At 60.8% G+C, this 18,668-nt stretch carries 19 protein-coding genes; 12 read left to right on the top strand and 7 right to left on the bottom strand.

Annotation, left to right across the window (positions count from 1 at the left end; translation table 11 throughout):
• The first annotated feature begins 30 nt into the window (after positions 1-30).
• Together pgsA and ACJ2A4_RS01760 are read left to right on the top strand one after the other, a co-directional pair.
• The gene (gene pgsA / locus ACJ2A4_RS01765) at positions 31-633 is read left to right on the top strand and encodes a CDP-diacylglycerol--glycerol-3-phosphate 3-phosphatidyltransferase (protein WP_194259971.1); all 603 of its coding nucleotides are present in this window, start codon (positions 31-33) and stop codon (positions 631-633) included.
• A 102-nt stretch (positions 634-735) separates the two neighbouring features.
• Positions 736-1,341, top strand: coding sequence for a hypothetical protein (locus ACJ2A4_RS01760; protein ID WP_408873367.1), 606 nt, complete (start codon positions 736-738; stop codon positions 1,339-1,341).
• Positions 1,342-1,389: 48 nt separating this feature from the next.
• On the opposite strand, the gene lexA is transcribed toward ACJ2A4_RS01760, so the two are convergent.
• On the bottom strand, positions 1,390-2,106 hold the full coding sequence (gene lexA, locus ACJ2A4_RS01755) for a transcriptional repressor LexA (RefSeq protein ID WP_408873366.1): 717 nt from the start codon (positions 2,104-2,106) through the stop codon (positions 1,390-1,392).
• 302 nt (positions 2,107-2,408) lie between these two features.
• Here lexA and rpmG point away from each other — a divergent pair, with 302 nt between their 5' ends.
• The gene (gene rpmG, locus ACJ2A4_RS01750) at positions 2,409-2,576 is read left to right on the top strand and encodes a 50S ribosomal protein L33 (RefSeq protein ID WP_011253780.1); all 168 of its coding nucleotides are present in this window, start codon (positions 2,409-2,411) and stop codon (positions 2,574-2,576) included.
• 83 nt (positions 2,577-2,659) lie between these two features.
• On the opposite strand, the gene ACJ2A4_RS01745 is transcribed toward rpmG, so the two are convergent.
• Positions 2,660-2,989, bottom strand: a complete 330-nt coding sequence (locus tag ACJ2A4_RS01745; RefSeq protein ID WP_408873365.1) for an FtsB family cell division protein — start codon at positions 2,987-2,989, stop codon at positions 2,660-2,662.
• 142 nt (positions 2,990-3,131) lie between these two features.
• On the bottom strand, positions 3,132-4,412 hold the full coding sequence (gene eno, locus ACJ2A4_RS01740; RefSeq protein WP_408873364.1) for a phosphopyruvate hydratase: 1,281 nt from the start codon (positions 4,410-4,412) through the stop codon (positions 3,132-3,134).
• A gap of 102 nt (positions 4,413-4,514) precedes the next feature.
• Between eno and ACJ2A4_RS01735 the strand changes: the two genes are divergently transcribed.
• Positions 4,515-4,991: a DUF3429 domain-containing protein gene (locus ACJ2A4_RS01735; RefSeq protein WP_408873363.1), complete on the top strand. Its 477-nt coding sequence runs from the start codon at positions 4,515-4,517 to the stop codon at positions 4,989-4,991.
• On the opposite strand, the gene kdsA is transcribed toward ACJ2A4_RS01735, so the two are convergent.
• The 4 genes from kdsA to tpiA form a co-directional block, all read right to left on the bottom strand.
• Positions 4,988-5,812: a 3-deoxy-8-phosphooctulonate synthase gene (gene kdsA / locus ACJ2A4_RS01730; RefSeq protein WP_408873362.1), complete on the bottom strand. Its 825-nt coding sequence runs from the start codon at positions 5,810-5,812 to the stop codon at positions 4,988-4,990. The two genes, ACJ2A4_RS01735 and kdsA, sit on opposite strands and share 4 nt — an antisense overlap.
• On the bottom strand, positions 5,809-7,440 hold the full coding sequence (locus ACJ2A4_RS01725; RefSeq protein ID WP_062510462.1) for a CTP synthase: 1,632 nt from the start codon (positions 7,438-7,440) through the stop codon (positions 5,809-5,811). Before ACJ2A4_RS01725 ends, kdsA begins: the two co-directional genes overlap by 4 nt.
• A gap of 103 nt (positions 7,441-7,543) precedes the next feature.
• Positions 7,544-7,885, bottom strand: a complete 342-nt coding sequence (gene secG, locus ACJ2A4_RS01720) for a preprotein translocase subunit SecG (protein ID WP_011253786.1) — start codon at positions 7,883-7,885, stop codon at positions 7,544-7,546.
• Positions 7,882-8,697, bottom strand: a complete 816-nt coding sequence (tpiA, locus tag ACJ2A4_RS01715) for a triose-phosphate isomerase (RefSeq protein ID WP_408873361.1) — start codon at positions 8,695-8,697, stop codon at positions 7,882-7,884. Before tpiA ends, secG begins: the two co-directional genes overlap by 4 nt.
• Before the next feature lie 183 nt (positions 8,698-8,880).
• Here tpiA and ACJ2A4_RS01710 point away from each other — a divergent pair, with 183 nt between their 5' ends.
• The 8 genes from ACJ2A4_RS01710 (at position 8,881) to ACJ2A4_RS01675 (ending at position 18,665) form a co-directional block, all read left to right on the top strand.
• Positions 8,881-10,818 carry a peptidyl-prolyl cis-trans isomerase gene (locus ACJ2A4_RS01710; RefSeq protein WP_408873360.1) on the top strand — a complete coding sequence of 646 codons (1,938 nt, stop codon included), beginning with the start codon at positions 8,881-8,883 and terminating at the stop codon, positions 10,816-10,818.
• Positions 10,818-12,230: an anthranilate synthase component I gene (gene trpE / locus ACJ2A4_RS01705; RefSeq protein ID WP_408873359.1), complete on the top strand. Its 1,413-nt coding sequence runs from the start codon at positions 10,818-10,820 to the stop codon at positions 12,228-12,230. The genes ACJ2A4_RS01710 and trpE overlap by 1 nt, the downstream gene beginning before the upstream one ends.
• A 59-nt stretch (positions 12,231-12,289) precedes the next feature.
• Positions 12,290-12,886, top strand: a complete 597-nt coding sequence (locus ACJ2A4_RS01700) for an anthranilate synthase component II (protein ID WP_408873358.1) — start codon at positions 12,290-12,292, stop codon at positions 12,884-12,886.
• Positions 12,883-13,974 (top strand): anthranilate phosphoribosyltransferase, encoded by a 1,092-nt coding sequence (gene trpD / locus ACJ2A4_RS01695; protein ID WP_408873357.1) that lies wholly within the window; start codon positions 12,883-12,885, stop codon positions 13,972-13,974. Before ACJ2A4_RS01700 ends, trpD begins: the two co-directional genes overlap by 4 nt.
• Positions 13,971-14,897, top strand: coding sequence for an indole-3-glycerol phosphate synthase TrpC (gene trpC, locus ACJ2A4_RS01690; RefSeq protein WP_408873356.1), 927 nt, complete (start codon positions 13,971-13,973; stop codon positions 14,895-14,897). Before trpD ends, trpC begins: the two co-directional genes overlap by 4 nt.
• A 154-nt stretch (positions 14,898-15,051) precedes the next feature.
• Positions 15,052-16,056 (top strand): pyruvate dehydrogenase (acetyl-transferring) E1 component subunit alpha, encoded by a 1,005-nt coding sequence (gene pdhA / locus ACJ2A4_RS01685; RefSeq protein ID WP_408873355.1) that lies wholly within the window; start codon positions 15,052-15,054, stop codon positions 16,054-16,056.
• A 3-nt stretch (positions 16,057-16,059) separates the two neighbouring features.
• On the top strand, positions 16,060-17,427 hold the full coding sequence (locus ACJ2A4_RS01680; protein ID WP_408873354.1) for a pyruvate dehydrogenase complex E1 component subunit beta: 1,368 nt from the start codon (positions 16,060-16,062) through the stop codon (positions 17,425-17,427).
• Between the two features lie 5 nt (positions 17,428-17,432).
• A complete protein-coding gene (locus tag ACJ2A4_RS01675; protein WP_408873353.1) occupies positions 17,433-18,665 on the top strand; it encodes a pyruvate dehydrogenase complex dihydrolipoamide acetyltransferase in 1,233 nt (410 codons plus the stop codon).
• The last annotated feature ends 3 nt before the right edge of the window (positions 18,666-18,668 follow it).

Genomic DNA, 18,668 nt, shown 5'->3' with positions numbered 1-18,668 from the left:
AGAGACGGAAACTGTTCTAGACTGGCGACGATGCTGACAGATCTGCCAAACATTCTGACACTGCTGCGTATCGCGTCCATTCCCGTACTGGTCGTGCTGCTCTCCGTGCATTCGCCGACTGCGAACGTGATTGCCTGCGTGGTCTACACGGCCGCATGCATCACGGACTATCTTGACGGGGCCCTGGCGCGTCGCTGGCATCAGCTCTCCGAACTGGGCCGGATGATGGACCCCATCGCCGACAAGCTTCTGGTCGGCTCGCTCCTGCTGGCTCTGGCCGGCCTCACACAGCTTCCCGTCTTCTCGCTTTATGCGGGCATCATCATCATGGTCCGGGAAATCCTGGTCAGCGGTCTGCGGGAATACATGGCGTCCCAGCGGGAAACGCTGCCATCGACGCGGCTTGCGAAATGGAAGACCGGAATCCAGATGGTCGCCATCGGATTTCTGATCGGTGGAGACGGCGCGGCCGGAATGCTGGGTCTCTCCTTCCTGCCCGCCAGCCTGATTGGCGGCATCCTGCTCTGGTTCTCGGTCATTCCGACCGTCATCAGCGGCTGGGGTTACCTGACTGCGGGGCTGACCCGCATCATGGCGGGACAGACCCGCAAATCATCCAAAATCAGCTTCTGATGCCGTCCGACGGAAGAATTGTTGCTGTGTTTGACTGTCTTCATCTGGCGCTCCGTTACAAGGACCGCTAAAGGTCATTTATTGACCTTGTGGGAGTAAGAAATGCGGAAGGCCGCTCTGCTGGCACTACCTCTCGCTCTGAGCGGCTGTTCAGGCATGGGCAAGTATATCCAGGACACAATGTTATGGACCGCGCTCGATAATCCTAATGGACCTCATGGTGACAGTGAGAACATTCATCGTGCACGTGGTGAGAAGTTCGCCGAAACCCCCATTTTTCCCGAGAGCGGCAATATCTGGCCAGGTCCTCCACAGCCACTTCCGACCCTCAAGGACGTCGAAAATCCCAACAGTACGTTCAGTCACGCCCTGGGCGATCCGGCGACCTATTTCGGTGGTGCGGCGCTTGACGAGAGCTTTATGAGTGGCATTGGCAGCAAGGGCGCCCTTGGGGCATCCGGTCCCCAGTTGAAGCAGGGACAGAGCATGTCGGTCGGCGAAAGTGTCGATATGCACCAGGGCGTGAGCAGCGACCGCAGCCACGTCATCCCCACGCTTCCTTCTTCCGTTCCCGACAACGCCGGACATTTCCTGAACAAGAATCCGAGCAAGACTATCGTCATTCCGAACGGAGACGGCACAAGTACGCTGATTGCTCCGGACGGAAGCGTGAAAGTCGTTCGCGGCGTACCCGCGGTTCCTAAATAAACCGGCAACTGGCGGCTTTCATAGCCGCCATTATTGTATGAGCCGTGCTTAATACTGCCGGAAAAGCGCGACCAGACGTCCCTGAATGTGGACACGTTCCGCCGGGAAAATGCGGGTTTCGTAATCCCGGTTGGCGGCTTCCAGCGCAATCATTGAACCACGGCGCCGCAGCTTCTTGAGCGTCACTTCCTGTCCATCGATCAGGGCAACGATAATCTGTCCGTTTTCCGCCGTTTCCCGACGCCGGATGATGGCAATATCCCCATCCAGAATACCTGCCTTGATCATGGAATCACCCGCAACCGTCAGGGCGTAATGCTCGCCGGTCCCGAGCAGAGAAATCGGAACCTCGATCCGGTCACTGTCATCCTGCATGGCCTCGATCGGCAGACCGGCTGCAATGCGTCCATAAAGAGGAATGGTGACGGTCTGACGGTCATTGGCCACACTGGCCTCGGAGAAAGCCCCTTCAAGCTCCGTCTGTGGCTGACTGATGACAGCCGGGACAAATCCCGTGCCAGCAGACGAGGCAGCAGGCGCTTCGGTTCCCATGTGAGGCAGACGAAGCACTTCAAGGGCACGGGCGCGATGATGGTGCCGGCGCAGGAAGCCACGCTCTTCCAGAGCGGAAATCAGGCGATGGATGCCAGACTTCGAACGCAGTTCAAGGGCGTCTTTCATTTCGTCAAAGGAGGGAGAATATCCCGTCCGGCGAAGATGATCATCGATATATAGTAAAAGCTGGTGCTGCTTGCGGGTCAGCATACAGGCGCTCCCATGCGCCTCGGCGGAGGCAGGTCGAGAAAACTGCAGAATGAGACGCATCCTGCATTTGTTCCTTATAGGTTCCTCTCTGTTGCCTCACAAGCAAAAGAGCAGGGGGCACACGGATGACTGATAAGATTTCCTGACAGCGAAAGTCTTTGAAAACAGAGCAAAACTGCGAAATCGTGCGGGAAGCTCTTGACCTTTGGGGCACAAATCAGCATGGTGCGCCCAATCTAGAGATCAACATGCTGCATCGACACCTTCGAGCGGCATCAGTATGGCGAAAGCCCGAGGGTATCATGGGAAAGAGCAACGTTATTCAGATCCGGCTCGTTTCGTCAGCCGAAACCGGCTACTTCTACGTCACGAAGAAGAATGCCCGTTCCGCTACGGGGAAGATGGAAGTGCGCAAGTACGACCCGGTTGCACGCAAGCACGTCGTGTTCCGCGAAGCCAAGATCAAGTAAGACTGCTCAAACAGTCTTTATGAAAAAAGCGGCTTAAAGGCCGCTTTTTTTGTGTCTGAAAGAATAGCTTTTCTGACTACTGCTCAGAACAGCTTATCATGCGGGCCGTAGGGCACAACCAGATCACCACTGCGCGTCAGGTTCATCGTAGCGCGCGCCCGTTCATCCAGCATATCGGCGTCCAGCGCCTTTTCCTTGAGAGCAACGACACGACGACGCCAGACATTCTGCTCGTCTTCGGCATCCTGCTTGGCCTGAACAGCATCTTTCTCAAGCTGCGTCTGTTCCTGATAGGCATGAATGCCATGTGCGCCGTGAAGCGCATTCCAACCGAAGTAAACGGTCAGGGACAGGAAAAAAGCCGGAGGAGCCACGGCGCGGACACCACGCTTGATAAGTCGGACCAGTGTCACGTCGTGCAAACTCCGTTCTGAATGACTGCGTCAGTCTATATCAGTCATCTGTGACCAGACAATGAATGATACGGATATCTTTCATATCCGGAGAAAAGAAGACGGCCCAGTCTCACAGAAAGACGGGGCCGCCTGGCAGAACTCAGGAGTTCTTGAGAATGCTGCGGCCAGCGTAACGGGCTGCGCTGCCGAGTTGCTGCTCGATCCGGATCAACTGGTTGTACTTTGCCGTACGGTCGGAGCGGGAGAGGGAGCCAGTCTTGATCTGACCGCAGTTCGTGGCGACAGCCAGATCAGCAATGACGGAGTCTTCCGTTTCACCTGAACGATGGCTCATGACGCAGGCATAACCGGCCTTGTGCGCGGTTTCGACAGCTTCAAGCGTCTCGGTCAGCGTTCCGATCTGGTTGACCTTCACGAGAAGGGCATTACCCGTGCCAGCCTTGATGCCACGGCGCAGACGGTCAGGGTTGGTTACGAACAGATCGTCACCAACAAGCTGAAGCTTCTTGCCCAGACGGGTCGTGAGCTCTGCCCAGCCTTCCCAGTCGTCTTCCGCCAGACCATCCTCGATGGAGACGATCGGGTAACGGTTGGCCAGATCCTCAAGGTAGGAAATCATGCCCGAAGCATCAAATTCCTTGCCTTCACCCTTCAGGTTGTAGCGGCCATACGCATAGAACTCTGTAGCAGCGCAATCGAGCGCGAAGGTCACGTCCTCACCAAGCTTATAGCCCGCAGCCTCAACGGATTTTGCAATAAATCCAAGTGCTTCGTCAGCAGACTTCAGATTCGGTGCGAAGCCGCCTTCATCGCCAACATTGGTGTTGTACCCGGCTTCGGACAGACCCTTCTTCAGACGTGCGAAGATTTCCGAACCCATGCGGATCGCGTCGGCAACCGTCGGCGCGCCAACCGGCTGGATCATGAATTCCTGGATGTCGATCGGGTTGTCGGCATGCTCACCGCCATTGACGATGTTCATCATCGGCACCGGCAGAAGATGAGCGTAGGCACCGCCGACGTAGCGGTATAGCGGCAGTTCCAGTTCCTCGGCCGTGGCCTTGGCAACGGCGAGGGAAACACCGAGGATGGCGTTCGCACCCAGACGGGATTTGTTCGGCGTTCCGTCCAGATCGATCATCGCATTGTCGATGGCGATCTGGTCTTCCGATTCGGCACCCTGAAGAACTTCGAGGATGTCGTTTTCAACGTGGCTGCAGGCTTTCAGGACGCCTTTGCCGCCGTAGCGGGACTTGTCACCATCACGCAGCTCCACGGCTTCGTGAGCGCCTGTAGAGGCACCGGACGGGACAGCAGCGCGGCCGCGGGCACCCGAGGACAGCTCGACCTCGACCTCGACGGTAGGATTGCCGCGGCTGTCCAGGATTTCGCGGGAGGTGATATCAACGATGGCGCTCAATGGAAGCTCTCCTGGATATGCGTGAACCGGGGTGGCTCGTGACCGTTCGGAATGGAACAGCTATTTCAAGTCTCAAAATCACGCCGTGAGGTCAACGACGACATGCGCCTTCCTTTTCCCGTTTTCGTGCTCGGCATCGCCGGACTGATCCCCTTCGTGACGCTCGGCGGCTGGATCTTCCTGGCCGGGCTGTTTGCGCCTCTGCCGCATCTGAAGATCATTCTGCTGGCGTACGGGGCCTGCATCCTGTCGTTTCTGGGAGCCGTGCACTGGGGTCTGGCCATGGAACGGCCTGATATCATCACGGTAGGCGGGACGTCACAGCGGGACCGTCAGCGTCTTGTACTGGGCGTCTGCCCTGCGCTCTGGGCATGGCTTGCGCTCTGTGTGGGTGTGCTGGGACATGTCCGTGCCGGTTTCGGACTGGAAATCATCGGCTTTGTCGGAACATTTCTTGTAGAGCGGGAAGCCTGGAGAAAAGGTGCTCTTCCCCCAGGCTATCTGCCGCTTCGGACAGGCCTTACGGCTGTCGTGGTCCTGAGCCTGTTTCTGGCGGCTCTGGCACCATCCGGCACCTAGGACAGGAAGGACTTCGCCAGAGCGTCAAAGGCTTTCAGGCGCGTCAGGAGACCGTGCATTTCACTGAGCGGTACCATGGTTGGACCATCGCTCGGGGCATGGTCCGGGTTCTGATGCGTCTCAATGAAAACGGCAGCCACGCCGATGGACAGGGCAGCGCGGGCCAGTGGTTCGACAAATTCGCGCTGTCCGCCCGTTGACGCCCCAAGACCGCCCGGCTGCTGAACCGAGTGCGTGGCGTCGAACACGACCGGATAGCCCGTCTGCGCCATGATCGGCAGGCCACGCATGTCGCTCACAAGCGTGTTGTAGCCAAAGCTCGTGCCACGGTCGCAGAGCATGATACGCTCATTACCCGTGGACGCGATTTTCGCCGCGACATTGGCCATGTCCCACGGGGCAAGGAACTGGCCCTTCTTGATATTGATGGCACGACCCGTTTCGCCAGCTGCCAGCAGCAGGTCCGTCTGGCGGCACAGGAACGCCGGGATCTGGAGCACATCCACGGCCTGAGCCGCAGGCGCGCATTGTTCGGCCGTATGGACATCCGTCAGGACAGGAACGCCAAAGCGCTCGCGGATACCGGCGAGAATGTCCAGACCGGCATCCATGCCGACACCGCGCGCGGCATTGACCGAACTGCGGTTCGCCTTGTCGAAGCTGCTTTTGTAGATCAGCCCGATGCCAAGCTCGCGACAGATGCCGGAGATGGCTGATGCCATCTCCGTTGCGTGCTCGCGGGATTCGATCTGGCAGGGACCAGCAATCAGCGTGAACGGCTGATCCTGGCCGACCGTAAGGTCTCCGATCCGGAAACTCACTTGCTGTGAGCCTCCTTGACGGCCGCAGCGATGAAGCCTGCGAACAGCGGGTGCGGGTCGAAGGGCTTGGAAAGCAGTTCCGGATGGTACTGCACGGCCACGAACCAGGCGTGATCCGGATATTCAATCACTTCCGGCAGCACACCGTCAGGCGACAGGCCGGAGAACCGCAGACCGGTCTTTTCAAGGCGGTCCTTGTAATGCGCGTTGACTTCCCAGCGATGACGATGGCGCTCACGGATTTCCGTGCGGCCATAGATTTCCGCTACGCGGGAACCCGGAACCAGCTTGGCCGGGTAGGCACCCAGACGCATCGTGCCCCCCAGATCGCCTCCTTCACGACGGCGGAGCATTTCACTGCCACGGGCCCATTCGGTCATCAGACCGACCAGAGGCTCATCCGTCGGACCGAACTCGGTCGAAGAGGCCTTGGGCAGACCCGCCAGCGAACGGGCACATTCGATCACGGCCATCTGCATGCCGAAGCAGATGCCCAGGAACGGGATGTTGTGCTCACGAGCATAGCGGACAGCCTGGATCTTGCCTTCCGCACCGCGTTCACCGAAGCCGCCCGGGACGAGGATGGCGTCAGCATCTTTCAGGCGCTCGGCGATATTGCCGTTCTTCTCGAACTCTTCCGATTCGATCCAGTCGAGCTTCACCTTCACATGATTGGCAATGCCACCATGCAGCAGGGCTTCGGCCAGCGATTTGTAGCTGTCGAGCAGAGCTGTGTACTTGCCGACGATGGCCACACGGACCTCGCCCTCGGGCTCGCGAATCGCATGGACGATCTTTTCCCAGCGTGAGAGGTCCGGCTTGCTGTCATAGGGCAGACCGAAATAGCGCAGGACTTCCTGATCCATTCCCTCATTGTGATAGGAAATGGGGCAGGCGTAGATCGTGTCCACATCCAGCGCCGCAATAACGGCTTCCGGACGGACGTTGCAGAAATTGGCAATCTTCCGGCGCTCGTTATCCGGAATGGGACGGTCCGAGCGGCACAACAGCATCTGCGGCTGGATGCCGACATTCTGCAGTTCCTTGACGGAATGCTGCGTCGGCTTGGTCTTGAGTTCGCCGGCTGCCGGAATATAGGGCAGGAGGGTCAGGTGCACGCACATGGTCTGGGCATGGCCGAGATCATTGCGCAGCTGACGGATGGCTTCGAGGAAGGGCAGGCTCTCGATGTCGCCAACCGTCCCGCCGATTTCCACGAGGACGAAATCATAGTCGTCAGTACCCGTGACCACGACGTCCTTGATGGCATCCGTGATGTGCGGGATGACCTGCACGGTTCCGCCCAGATAGTCGCCGCGGCGTTCGCGCGCGATCACATCCGAATAGATCCGTCCCGTCGTGGTGTTGTCAGCACGTGACGCATGGACGCCCGTGAAGCGTTCATAATGACCGAGATCGAGGTCGGTTTCGGCCCCGTCATCGGTAATGAACACCTCACCGTGCTGGTACGGGCTCATGGTGCCCGGATCCACGTTGAGATAGGGGTCCAGTTTGCGCATGCGGACCTTGTATCCGCGCGCCTGGAGGAGAGCAGCGAGGGCCGCTGAAGCGATGCCCTTGCCGAGAGAAGATACCACACCGCCGGTGATGAATACGAAACGCGTCATGGGCGGTCTTCATACACTGCCGACATGGGGCAGGGGAAGCGAAGAGACGCGTCTGTTGAAAAGATCCCCGTTAAAAAGTTTGAACGGGGATTTTCAGCCCCGATCAGTGAGCGGGTGCGGGAGCCGGAGCGGCAGGTGCGGCCGGGGTTGTGGTGGTGGTCGTCTGGGTGGCGGCAGGCGGCTCGGCCAGAATGTCATGCGAGCCGACGCCGGAAGAGGCGCCACGGTTCATGACGGCCAGCACCAGGCACAGCAGCATGAAGATACCGGCGAGGACGGACGTGGCACGCGTCAACAGCGTTGCCGTCCCGCGGCCGCTCATGAAGGAGCCCATGCCCTGGCCGCTGCCAATGCCGAGGCCGCCGCCTTCGCTGCGCTGGATGAGGATCACCCCGATCAGCGCCAGTGTGACCAGCAGGTTGAGAGCAAGCAGAAGAGTGGTCATGAACGATAGGGTCCGGACAATGGTTGGGACGTCAGGCGGAAAGACGCTGCTTCGGCGATGCGCAGGAAGCGCTCTGCTTCCAGACTGGCACTGCCGACCAGCACCCCTCCGAGCGACCCGATGGAAAAGATGGTCGGCGCCTGAGCCGGTGTTACGGAGCCGCCATACAGGATCGGGACACGAATGTCATCCGTCTTGAGACGGGACTGCAACAGTCCATGCAGCAAAGAGAGGGTCCGTTCAAGCTCGTCAATCGGCGGAACAGTGCCACTTCCGATGGCCCAGACGGGCTCGTAAGCCAGCACACCGCTGAAGCCATCCGTTAGGGAACCCTCGACCTGCGTGGCCAGAACAGTGGTCGTCCGCCCTTCAAGCCGCTCCTGCATTGTCTCGCCAATGCATACGATGGGAACAAGACCCGCAGCCTCGGCCGCCTCGACCTTCTGGCGAATCAGCGCGTCGGTCTCACCATGGGCCTGACGCCGTTCGGAATGGCCGAGAATGACATAGCGCACGCCCAGATCAGCCAGCATTTCGGCCGAGATGTCTCCGGTATGAGCGCCGGAGGACGTCATGTGACAGTCCTGCGCCCCGAGGCAGACAGGCGTTTCAGGCCCCGCAGCACTGATGATGCCGTGAACACTGGAGAGCTGCGTAAAGGGAGGGCACAGGACGAGCCGGACATCATCGGGAAGGGACTGCGCGCCTTCAGCGACGGCACGGGCCAATCTTGTGGACTGCTCGCGCAGGCCGTGCATCTTCCAGTTCCCTACGACAAGCCTGGGTAATGGGGGCACTTTTCCTCCTTGCATCGTCCCGGGGACGGACTGCGAAATGGCTGCGGTATCGCAGGCTCCGAACCAACAGAACACTCAACGACAGATCTCGTTCCGGTCTGCTTCTGGTCAAGCCGTTCTCACGACATTATGGTGCCGCAAGTTCTAGCGGGCCTTCCGCGCCCGCACCATCCCGTCATCCGGATCTGCCTTGACCCTATGATTACCACGCTCCGCCACCTCTTCGTTAACTCCTGGGCCGGCCGTGCCGCCGCGCTGCTGATCTTTCTGGCCTTCATCGGCTGGGGCGTCGGGGACGTGTATTCCAACATGGGGACGGCAAGCTCCAACGAAGTGGTGCGCGTGGGTGAGCGCAGCATCACGCCGGATGATTTCAGCCGCGCGCTCTCGGCCCAGCTCCCGGTCGTCGCCAAACAGATCGGTCTCGCCGATCCGTCTAAGCTGCCGAAAGGCGAGGTCGAACAGGTCGCCCGCCAGACGCTTCAAAATCTCGTGATCCAGAACGAGACCCAGCTTGCGGCCGCACGTGCCGGCATGGTGGTGCCTGACGAACTGGTCCGGCAGGAAATCTTCGCCATTCCGGCTTTCCATAATGCCGCCGGAAAATTCGACCGCAGCGTCTTCAATGACCGTCTGGCCCGGATCGGGCTCTCCGAAGGCAAGCTGCTTCAGGCCATCCGCGAGGATATTGCCTCCCGCGGCCTTCTGCAGGGCATGGGACAGTCCGTTGTCGCGCCATCGTCCCTGACGGAGCGGATGCTGTCTTTCGACGCCAGCCAGCGCGTGTTCGATCTGGTGCAGATCCTGTTCGCCAGCGGGACCGTCCCGGCAGCACCGACGGATGACCAGTTGCACCGCTTCTATGACAACCACCCGCAAATGTTCCGCACGACGGAATACCGGCATGCAAAAATGGTCGTCATGACGCCAGAAAGCGTTGCAAAGACGATCGAGGTTCCCGACGACGTCCTGCACCGTCTCTACGATTTCCAGGCACGAACCTATGACGTTCCCGAGACGCGGACGCTTCAGGTCCTGACCTTCACGGATCAGGCAAAAGCCGAGGCCGCCGCAAACGCCTGGAAGAGCGGAATATCCTGGGATGATATCCAGAAGAAGTTCCCCGAGGCCGCCGCTGTCTCGCTGCCATCCGTCCGTCAGAGCGACATCCCGAACCCCGAGCTCGCCAAGGTCGCGTTCGCCGCTCCGGCTGACCGGATTTCCGGTCCGGAAAAGACCGGCATGGGCTGGGTCGTCTTCAACATCTCTGCTGTCATCGCGCCTCACAAGACCACGTTCGAGCAGGCAAAGAATGATCTGAAAACGCAGGTCCAGAACCAGGAAGCCGGGGAAGCCCTTCAGGCCCGCCAGAAGCAGTTTCAGGATGCCGTCGCCGGCTCCTCGACGCTGGAGCAGATCCCGAGCGATCTCGGCGCCATCCCGGCTGCTGGCACGCTGGATTCCAACGGCATGACGCAGGACGGCCTGCCCGCGCCGATCCCCGGTGACGCCGCACTGCGTCAGGCGATCGTCCATCAGATCTTCACGCAGGCCAAGGGTGCCCAGCCAACCGTCGTCAACGGCCCGAACGGCACGGCATTTTCGCTGCTCGTCGATGAAGTGCACCCAGGTTCGCTCAAGCCGTTCGACAGCGTGCGCGATCAGGTTGTGCAGGCCTGGACGGCAGAGCAGAAGCACCATGCCGCTGATCTGCGCGCCACTGTACTGTTCAACGCCGCTAAGGCTGCAACGCTGCGCAAGGCTCTCGACGGACAGCCCGAAGCGTCAGCCCTGCGTCAGGACGTCACCGTCTCGCGGGTTCATCCGGATCAGAGCCTGCCGCAGAACGTCTTGCGCGGCGTCTTCGGCCTCAAGCCGGGCACGAGCGGCATGTTCGAAACGCCGGACGCATTCTGGCTGGTCAACGTAACGGCAGACAAGCCAGCCTCGGCTGAGGATATGAAGACCCTCGGCGGGCAGCTTTCGGGCGAATATGTCCAGTCCATGCGTTCCGACATCCCGGTCGCCCTGAACGCGGCCATGGAAAAGGCGGTTCCGCCGTCGCACATCAACATGGCGCTCTATAATCAGGTCGTAACTGCGGCCGCGCCGGCAGCAGGAAACGGGGCGCAGTAATGGGTATTGTCTACAGCATCGAGGCCGCCGATCTTCTCACGCCAGTCTCGGCCTTTCTCAGACTTTCGAAACTCTCGGACGATCCGTACCGGCTGCTGTTCGAAAGCGTCGAGGGCGGTGCGGCCCGCGGGCGTTATTCCGTAATCGCGCTTCTGCCGGATCTGGTCTGGAAGTGCCGGGACGGGAAGGTCACGCTGGACGGAAAGCCCGTCGACGGCGTGCCGCTCGAGACCCTGAAGACCATCGTGGATGAGAGCCAGATGGAGCTTCCGGCCGGGATGCCGCCGATGATCGGCGGCGTGTTCGGCGTGCTGGGTTATGACATGGTGCGCCAGATGGAGCGCCTGCCGAACGCGCCGGTCAACGATCTGGAACTGCCGGAAGGCATCATGATCCGTCCGCGCCTGTTCGCCGTCTTCGATTCCGTGCGGGACGAACTCACGCTGGCCGTGCCAGTGCGTGGTCATACGACAGATGCTGAGGCCCACGCGCTTCTGGATCAGGCACGCGCCGCTCTTGCCGCCCCGCTGGGGGATACGCGCGAAATGCTGCCGGCCGGCACGGAACTGACGCCACCGGTCTCGAACATGACGCAGCAGCAGTTCGAGGATCACGTCCGCAAGGCGCAGGACTATATCGCCGCGGGCGACGCCTTCCAGATCGTGCCGAGCCAGCGCTTCGCGACGCCATTCCCGTTATCGCCGCTTTCGCTCTATCGCAGCCTGCGTCGCGTCAATCCGGCGCCGTTCCTGTTTGTGATGGAGCTTGAGGACTACGCTCTGGTCGGGTCCTCGCCGGAAATCCTCGTGCGTTTGCGCGACGGCGAAGTCACGGTGCGACCGCTGGCGGGCACACGCCCACGCGGAGCAGACCGCGACGAGGATCTGGCACTTGAAAAAGAGCTTCTCGCCGACCGCAAGGAACTTGCCGAGCATCTGATGCTGATCGATCTGGGACGCAACGATGTGGGGCGTGTTTCAAGGCTCGGGACCGTCGAAGTTCCGGAGAAGTTCGTCGTCGAGCGCTACAGCCACGTCATGCATATTTCCTCAACCGTGACCGGCCGTATCAAGGACGGCAAGACGGCAATGGATGCGCTTGTCGCAGCTTTCCCGGCCGGGACCCTGACGGGCGCCCCCAAGATCCGCGCCATGGAGATCATCGACGAACTGGAACCGACGCGACGCGGACCATATTCCGGCTGCGTCGGGTATTTCGGGGCGGACGGGGAAATGGATACCTGCATCGGGCTGCGCATGGCCGTTCTCAAAGACGGGAACATGTATGTGCAGGCCGGCTGTGGCGTCGTGGCGGACAGCGATCCGAACGCCGAGTTCCGCGAGACGCAGGCAAAGGCCCGTGCGCTGTTCCGCGCGGCAGAAATCGCCGTCGCCACGGCTGCAAAAGCCTGACGGAGCCCCCGAAGCGTGATGTATTTGACGAAAACAGACACGGGCGTCATTCTGTTGTCATGATCCTTCTCATCGACAATTACGACAGCTTCACCTTCAACATCGTCCACCATCTGGGTGCGCTTGGGGTTGAATGTGATGTGCGGCGCAATGACGCGCTGAGTGTCGACGAGGCTCTGGCGCTCAATCCGTCAGCAATCGTGATCTCGCCAGGCCCTGGTGCTCCGGCCGAGGCCGGGATCTGCTGTGATCTGATCCGTGCGGCTGCGGGGAAGGTGCCGGTATTCGGTGTGTGTCTTGGCCATCAGGCGATCGGGCAGGTCTTCGGGGCAGATGTCGTACGCGCGCCTGTGCCGATGCATGGCAAGATCAGTGCGGTGCATCATGACGGGACGGGCGTCTTTGCCGGACTGCCGGATCCGGTGGATGTGGTGCGCTATCACAGCCTGACGCTGGCACCCGACAGCATTCCCGAAACACTTGTGGTCAATGCCCGCACGGAAGATGGCGTCATCATGGGCGTGCGCCATCGTGATTATCCCGTGCATGGCGTCCAGTTCCATCCCGAGAGCATTGCATCCGTTGCGGGCCGGGATCTGCTGGCCAATTTTCTGAAGATCGCAGGAATTCCGGTTCTTACGTCGCAGGCTGCATGACAGTGAGTGTGGATTTCACAGGCCTTCTGCATAAGGCGGCCTCGGGGCAACCCCTCGACAGTCATGAGGCGGAAGGTGCTTTCCATGCCATCATGGCGGGAGAAGTTGACCCGGTTCATCTCTCCGCTTTCCTGACAGCGCTGAAACTCCGGGGCGAGACTTTCGCTGAACTGACCGGAGCCGTTCAGGCTGTCCGTCACCACATGACGGCTCTGCCCGATGTGCCTGAAGGCGCAATCGACGTATGCGGGACGGGGGGAGACGAGCTGAAAACGCTCAATGTCTCGACCGCCGTGGCTTTCGTGCTGGCAGGGCTTGGTGTGCCGGTCGCCAAGCATGGCAACCGCGCCCTGTCCTCAGCCACAGGGGCCACGGACGTGCTGGAAGTTCTTGGCATTCCGCCCACGGATGATCTGGAATTGCAGGGCAGGCGGCTGCGGGAGGACGGTCTGGTCTTTCTGGCCGCCCCCCAGCATCATCCGGCGATGCGACATGCTGCTACTGTGCGGAAAGCACTGGGATTCCGCACTTTGTTCAACCTGCTTGGCCCGCTGTGCAATCCGGCACAGGTGCGCCACCAGCTGATCGGCGTGTTTGATGGTCGCTGGTGCGAACCCGTGGCCCGAGCGCTCGGCGCACTGGGCAGCCTTTCGGTCTGGGTCGTGCATGGTTCGACCGAAGAAGGCGGCAGCGATGAACTCACGCTGGCTGGCCCGTCTCAGGTTTCGGCCTGGCAAAACGACGCTCTCTTTTCATTCGGGATCGAACCGGAGATGGCTGGGCTCCAGGCCGCGCCCATCTCAGCCATCCGGGGTGGAGATGCCCGGACAAACGCTTCAGCACTGGTTTCCCTGCTCGATGGTGCCGACGGTGCCTATCGGGATACGGTGCTTCTCAATGCTGCCGCGGCCCTGCATGTGGCAGGACGCGGTGATATCGTGAAGGGCGGTGCAATTGACGCGCCGGCTTTCCGTCGCAATGTAGGACTGGCAGCAAACTCCATCGACCGGGGCCTTGCCCGTGCCGCGCTCGAACGCGCGCGCATATCAGCTCCCTCCATAGCTTCCACAGACGCAGGACGATCATGACATTCATGGACCATCGACCGGCGATGACCTATTCGCCTGAGGGAACAGAACAGTTCCCGGATCCGGAAGTTCCGGAAACGACGACTCCTCCCATCAAGGACCCCGAAGCGGAAACCGCGGCTGACCGCAGTGACGTTCTAGCGCGGATCTGCGCCCGGACACGGGTGGACATCGAGCAGCGCTCGCAGATCATGTCGCTTAAGGAGATCACAGCGCGCGCGCGGGAAGTTACGGTCCCGACACGGGGTTTCGGTCAGGCGCTGCAGCATCTCACGGCCGATCGTCAGGTCGGACTGATTGCCGAAATCAAGAAAGCGTCTCCGTCTGCGGGCATCCTGCGTCCGGACTACAATCCGGTCGAGATTGCACAGGAATATCAGGCGGCCGGGGCAACCTGCCTGTCCGTCCTGACAGAGGGCTCCTGTTTCCATGGCAGCACGGATGACATCCGGGCCGTGCGCGAAGCATGCAGTCTGCCAATCCTGCGCAAGGACTTCATTCTGGACCCCTGGCAGGTGCATGAGAGCCGCCTGATCGGGGCAGACTGCATTCTGCTGATCATGGCCGTCCTGACGGAGACGCAGGCTGCCGAGCTGATCGCGATTGCGCGCGGACTGGACATGGATGTCCTGCTGGAAGTCCATGATGAGGCCGAACTGAACCGGGCGCTCGCTCTGGATACGTTCCTGATCGGCATCAACAACCGCAACCTGCGCACGCTGAAGACCGACATCCAGACAACGATCGATCTGGCACCGCTGGTACCGCCCGATAGTCTGGTCGTGTCCGAAAGCGGCATCCGGACGCAGGACGACATGATGAAGGTCGGAGCAGTTGGAGCGAGCGCGGTTCTGGTGGGCGAGAGCCTGCTGCGCGAGCCCGATCCGGGCGTCGCCGCACGCCGCCTGCTTGGTTTCGTTTGATTTCAGGCCGCCTCTCGGGGCGGTCTGAGCCGTTTTTCCACGGCACATCCGGCAGGTCGATGCTTTCCGCAAAGGCGGAGACACGGTCTGGCTTTTGGCGGGTTCTGCCGTTAAGAGCATGCAGGATTTTGTGCATTTCCATCAGGAGACCGTCATGGACGAAACACCGTCCGCTTCAGGCCGGAGCAACGGTCCGGCCCTTTCGCCGGAGACCATGAAGCGCGCTTACAGGGACATGCTTCTTGTCCGGCGTTTTGAGGAAAAGGCCGGACAGCTTTACGGCATGGGTCTGATCGGCGGCTTCTGCCATCTGTATATCGGGCAGGAAGCCGTTGTGGTCGGGATCGGCCTCAACATGAAGCAGGGCGACAAGTCCATCACGTCCTATCGTGATCATGGGCATATGCTCGTGGCGGGCATGACGCCGCGTGGTGTCATGGCAGAACTGACGGGCCGCTCCGGTGGATATTCGCACGGCAAGGGCGGTTCCATGCACATGTTCTCCCGTGAAAAGGAGTTCTATGGCGGCCATGGTATCGTCGGTGCGCAGGTAGCCCTCGGTACGGGTCTGGCGTTTGCGAACAAGTATCGCGGCACGGACGAGGTCTCGATCGTGTATTTCGGCGAGGGCGCATCGGCACAGGGGCAGGTTTATGAGAGCTTCAATCTCGCCGCCCTGCACAAGCTGCCCTGCATCTATGTGATCGAGAACAACCGCTACGGCATGGGTACGTCCATCGAGCGCGCTTCGGCCTCCAAGGATCTGTCCCGCAATGGCGAACCCTGGGGGATTGCCAGTCGCAAAGTGGACGGCATGGACATTTTTGCCGTGCATGAAGCTGCGCAGGAAGCCATGGAATACTGCCGCTCGGGCAAGGGACCGTTCCTGCTTGAGATGGAAACCTATCGCTATCGCGGGCACTCCATGTCCGATCCGGCGAAGTATCGCCAGCGCGCGGAAGTCGAAGAAATGCGCCGCACGCGTGATCCGATCGAAACGCTGAAGGCCGAAATGCTGCGCAGCGGCATCGAAGAGAGTGTCTTCAAGGACATCGAGACGGACGTGAAGGCCATCGTGGCGGACGCGACCGAATTTGCGCAGACAAGCCCGGAGCCGGACGTGTCCGAACTCTGGACCGATATTCTGGTGGAGGCCTGATCCATGGCATCTCTGATTCTGATGCCGGCTCTCTCGCCGACCATGACCGAAGGGACGCTGGCCCGCTGGGTCAAGAAGGCCGGTGACACCGTTGCGGCCGGTGACGTGATTGCCGAAATCGAGACCGACAAGGCGACGATGGAAGTCGAAGCCGTGGACGAAGGCGTGATCGGCAAGACGCTGGTGGATGAGGGCACGCAGAACATTGCGGTCAATACGCCGATCGCCGTGCTTCTGGCGGAAGGCGAGGATGCCTCTGCAGCTGACGATGTCGTGCGGTCTTCCGATCCGGCAGTCGGCGCGCCTGTCGCCATCGAGACGCCGTCCGATCCGGCCATCACCGAAGCGCCTGAAGTGGCGCAGGCAGAGGATGATCGCGACTGGGGCGAAACCAGCGAGATCACCGTGCGTCAGGCCCTGCGTGATGCCATGGCGGCCGAGCTTCGTCGTGACGAGGACGTGTTCCTGATTGGTGAGGAAGTGGCGCAGTATCAGGGCGCCTACAAAATCAGCCAGGGTCTGCTGGACGAGTTTGGCGAAAAGCGCGTCATCGACACGCCGATCACCGAGCATGGCTTTACGGGCATGGCCGTTGGTGCGGCCCTGACGGGGCTGAAGCCGATCGTCGAGTTCATGACCATGAACTTCTCGCTTCAGGCTGTCGATCACATCATCAATTCAGCTGCCAAGACGCTGTACATGTCCGGCGGTCAGATAGGCTGCCCCATCGTGTTCCGTGGACCCAATGGTGCAGCGGCCCGCGTGGGCGCGCAACATTCACAGTGTTTCGCGAGCTGGTACGCGCATATTCCGGGCCTCAAGGTCGTCGCTCCCTGGTCAGCCGCGGATGCGAAGGGGCTGCTGCGCGCAGCCATCCGTGATCCGAACCCGGTCATCGTGCTGGAAAACGAGATCCTGTACGGCCAGAAATTCCCGTGCCCGGTGGATGAGGATTTCATCCTGCCGATCGGTCGTGCGAAGATCGAGCGGGAAGGGACGGATGTGACGCTGGTGGCGTTCTCCATCATGGTTGGCGTGGCTCTGGAAGCCGCGGCGATCCTGGCGGATGAAGGCATCTCGGCCGAGGTCATCAACCTGCGCTCGATCCGTCCGCTGGATACCGAGACGATCGTGCGCAGCGTGAAGAAGACGAACCGGATCGTCTCCGTTGAGGAAGGCTGGCCGGTGGCAGGTATTGGTGCGGAAATCTGCACCGTGGCCGTCGAGCAGGCCTTTGACTGGCTCGATGCTCCGCCGGCACGTGTCTGCGGGCTCGACCTGCCGATGCCCTATGCGGCCAATCTCGAAAAACTGGCGCTTCCGAAACCTGAATGGGTTGTGGATGCCGTTCGCAAGCAGCTGCGGGACTGACAACGATGGCTACCGATATCCTGATGCCGGCGCTGTCGCCGACCATGACCGAGGGCAAACTGGCCCGCTGGCTCAAAGCCGAGGGCGACACCGTCTCCGCTGGCGACGTGATCGCCGAAATTGAGACCGACAAGGCGACCATGGAAGTGGAAGCCGTGGACGAGGGCATCCTTGGCCGCATCCTGATTCAGGAAAGCGCCGAAGGCATTCCGGTCAACACGCCGATCGCCGTATTGGTAGAAGAGGGCGAGGCCGTTCCCGAAGCCTCTTCCACGCAGAGTGCCGCGGCTCCAAAGGCCGAAGCGGCGCCTGCGGAGGCGAAACCTGCTTCCGCGACGTCGAAGGCTCCGGCCGAGGACAAGGGCGAGCGGATTTTCGTCTCCCCGCTGGCCAAGCGCATGGCGCGTGAGCGGGGCATTGCCTTGGGCGCGCTGACGGGAAGCGGCCCGAATGGCCGTATTCTCAAGCGTGATGTTGAAAAAGGTCCGAACGCCCCCAAGGCAGCCCCGAAAACGGCTCCTGCGGCCGCTCCCGTCACGACTTCGGAAGAAACGGTCCGCCGCGTTCCGAATTCGACGATGCGCAAGGTGATCGCGCGTCGTCTGACGGAGTCCAAGACGCAGGTTCCGCATTTCTATGTCTCGGTCGATATCGAGCTGGATGCGCTGCTGGAACTGCGCTCGAAGCTGAACGCCACGGCGCAGGAAAACAGCTTCAAGATCTCCGTCAATGACATGATGATCAAGGCCGTCGCTCTGGCTCTGAAAAAGGTGCCGGGCGTGAACGTCCAGTTCACGGATGCCGAGACGCTGCATTTCGAGAACGTGGACATCTCGATGGCCGTGTCAGTCCCGGATGGGCTGATCACGCCGATCATCCGCAATGCCGATCGCAAATCCCTGCGGGAAATCAGCGTGGAAGCCAAGGATCTGGCCAAGCGTGCACGGGCCGGAAAGCTCAAGCCCGAGGAATTCCAGGGCGGGACGTTCTCCATTTCCAACATGGGCATGTTCGGCGTGCGCGAATTCGCGGCGATCATCAATCCGCCGCAGGCCGGTATCCTGGCGATTGCATCCGGCGAAAAGCGAGCCGTTGTGCGCGGTTCGGAAATCGCGGTTGCCACCGTGATGACGGCGACGCTGTCGGTCGATCATCGTGCGGTCGATGGTGCCCTTGGCGCTGAATGGCTGAATGCGTTGCGCGATATCGTGCAGAACCCTTACACTCTGGTGGTCTGAACC

Origin of the sequence: Gluconobacter roseus (assembly GCF_046058915.1) — a bacterium.
GTDB classification, from domain to species: Bacteria; Pseudomonadota; Alphaproteobacteria; order Acetobacterales; family Acetobacteraceae; genus Gluconobacter; species Gluconobacter roseus_A.
The sequence above is the reverse complement of the archived record's forward strand: the minus strand, read 5'-3'. Positions and strand labels throughout refer to the sequence as shown.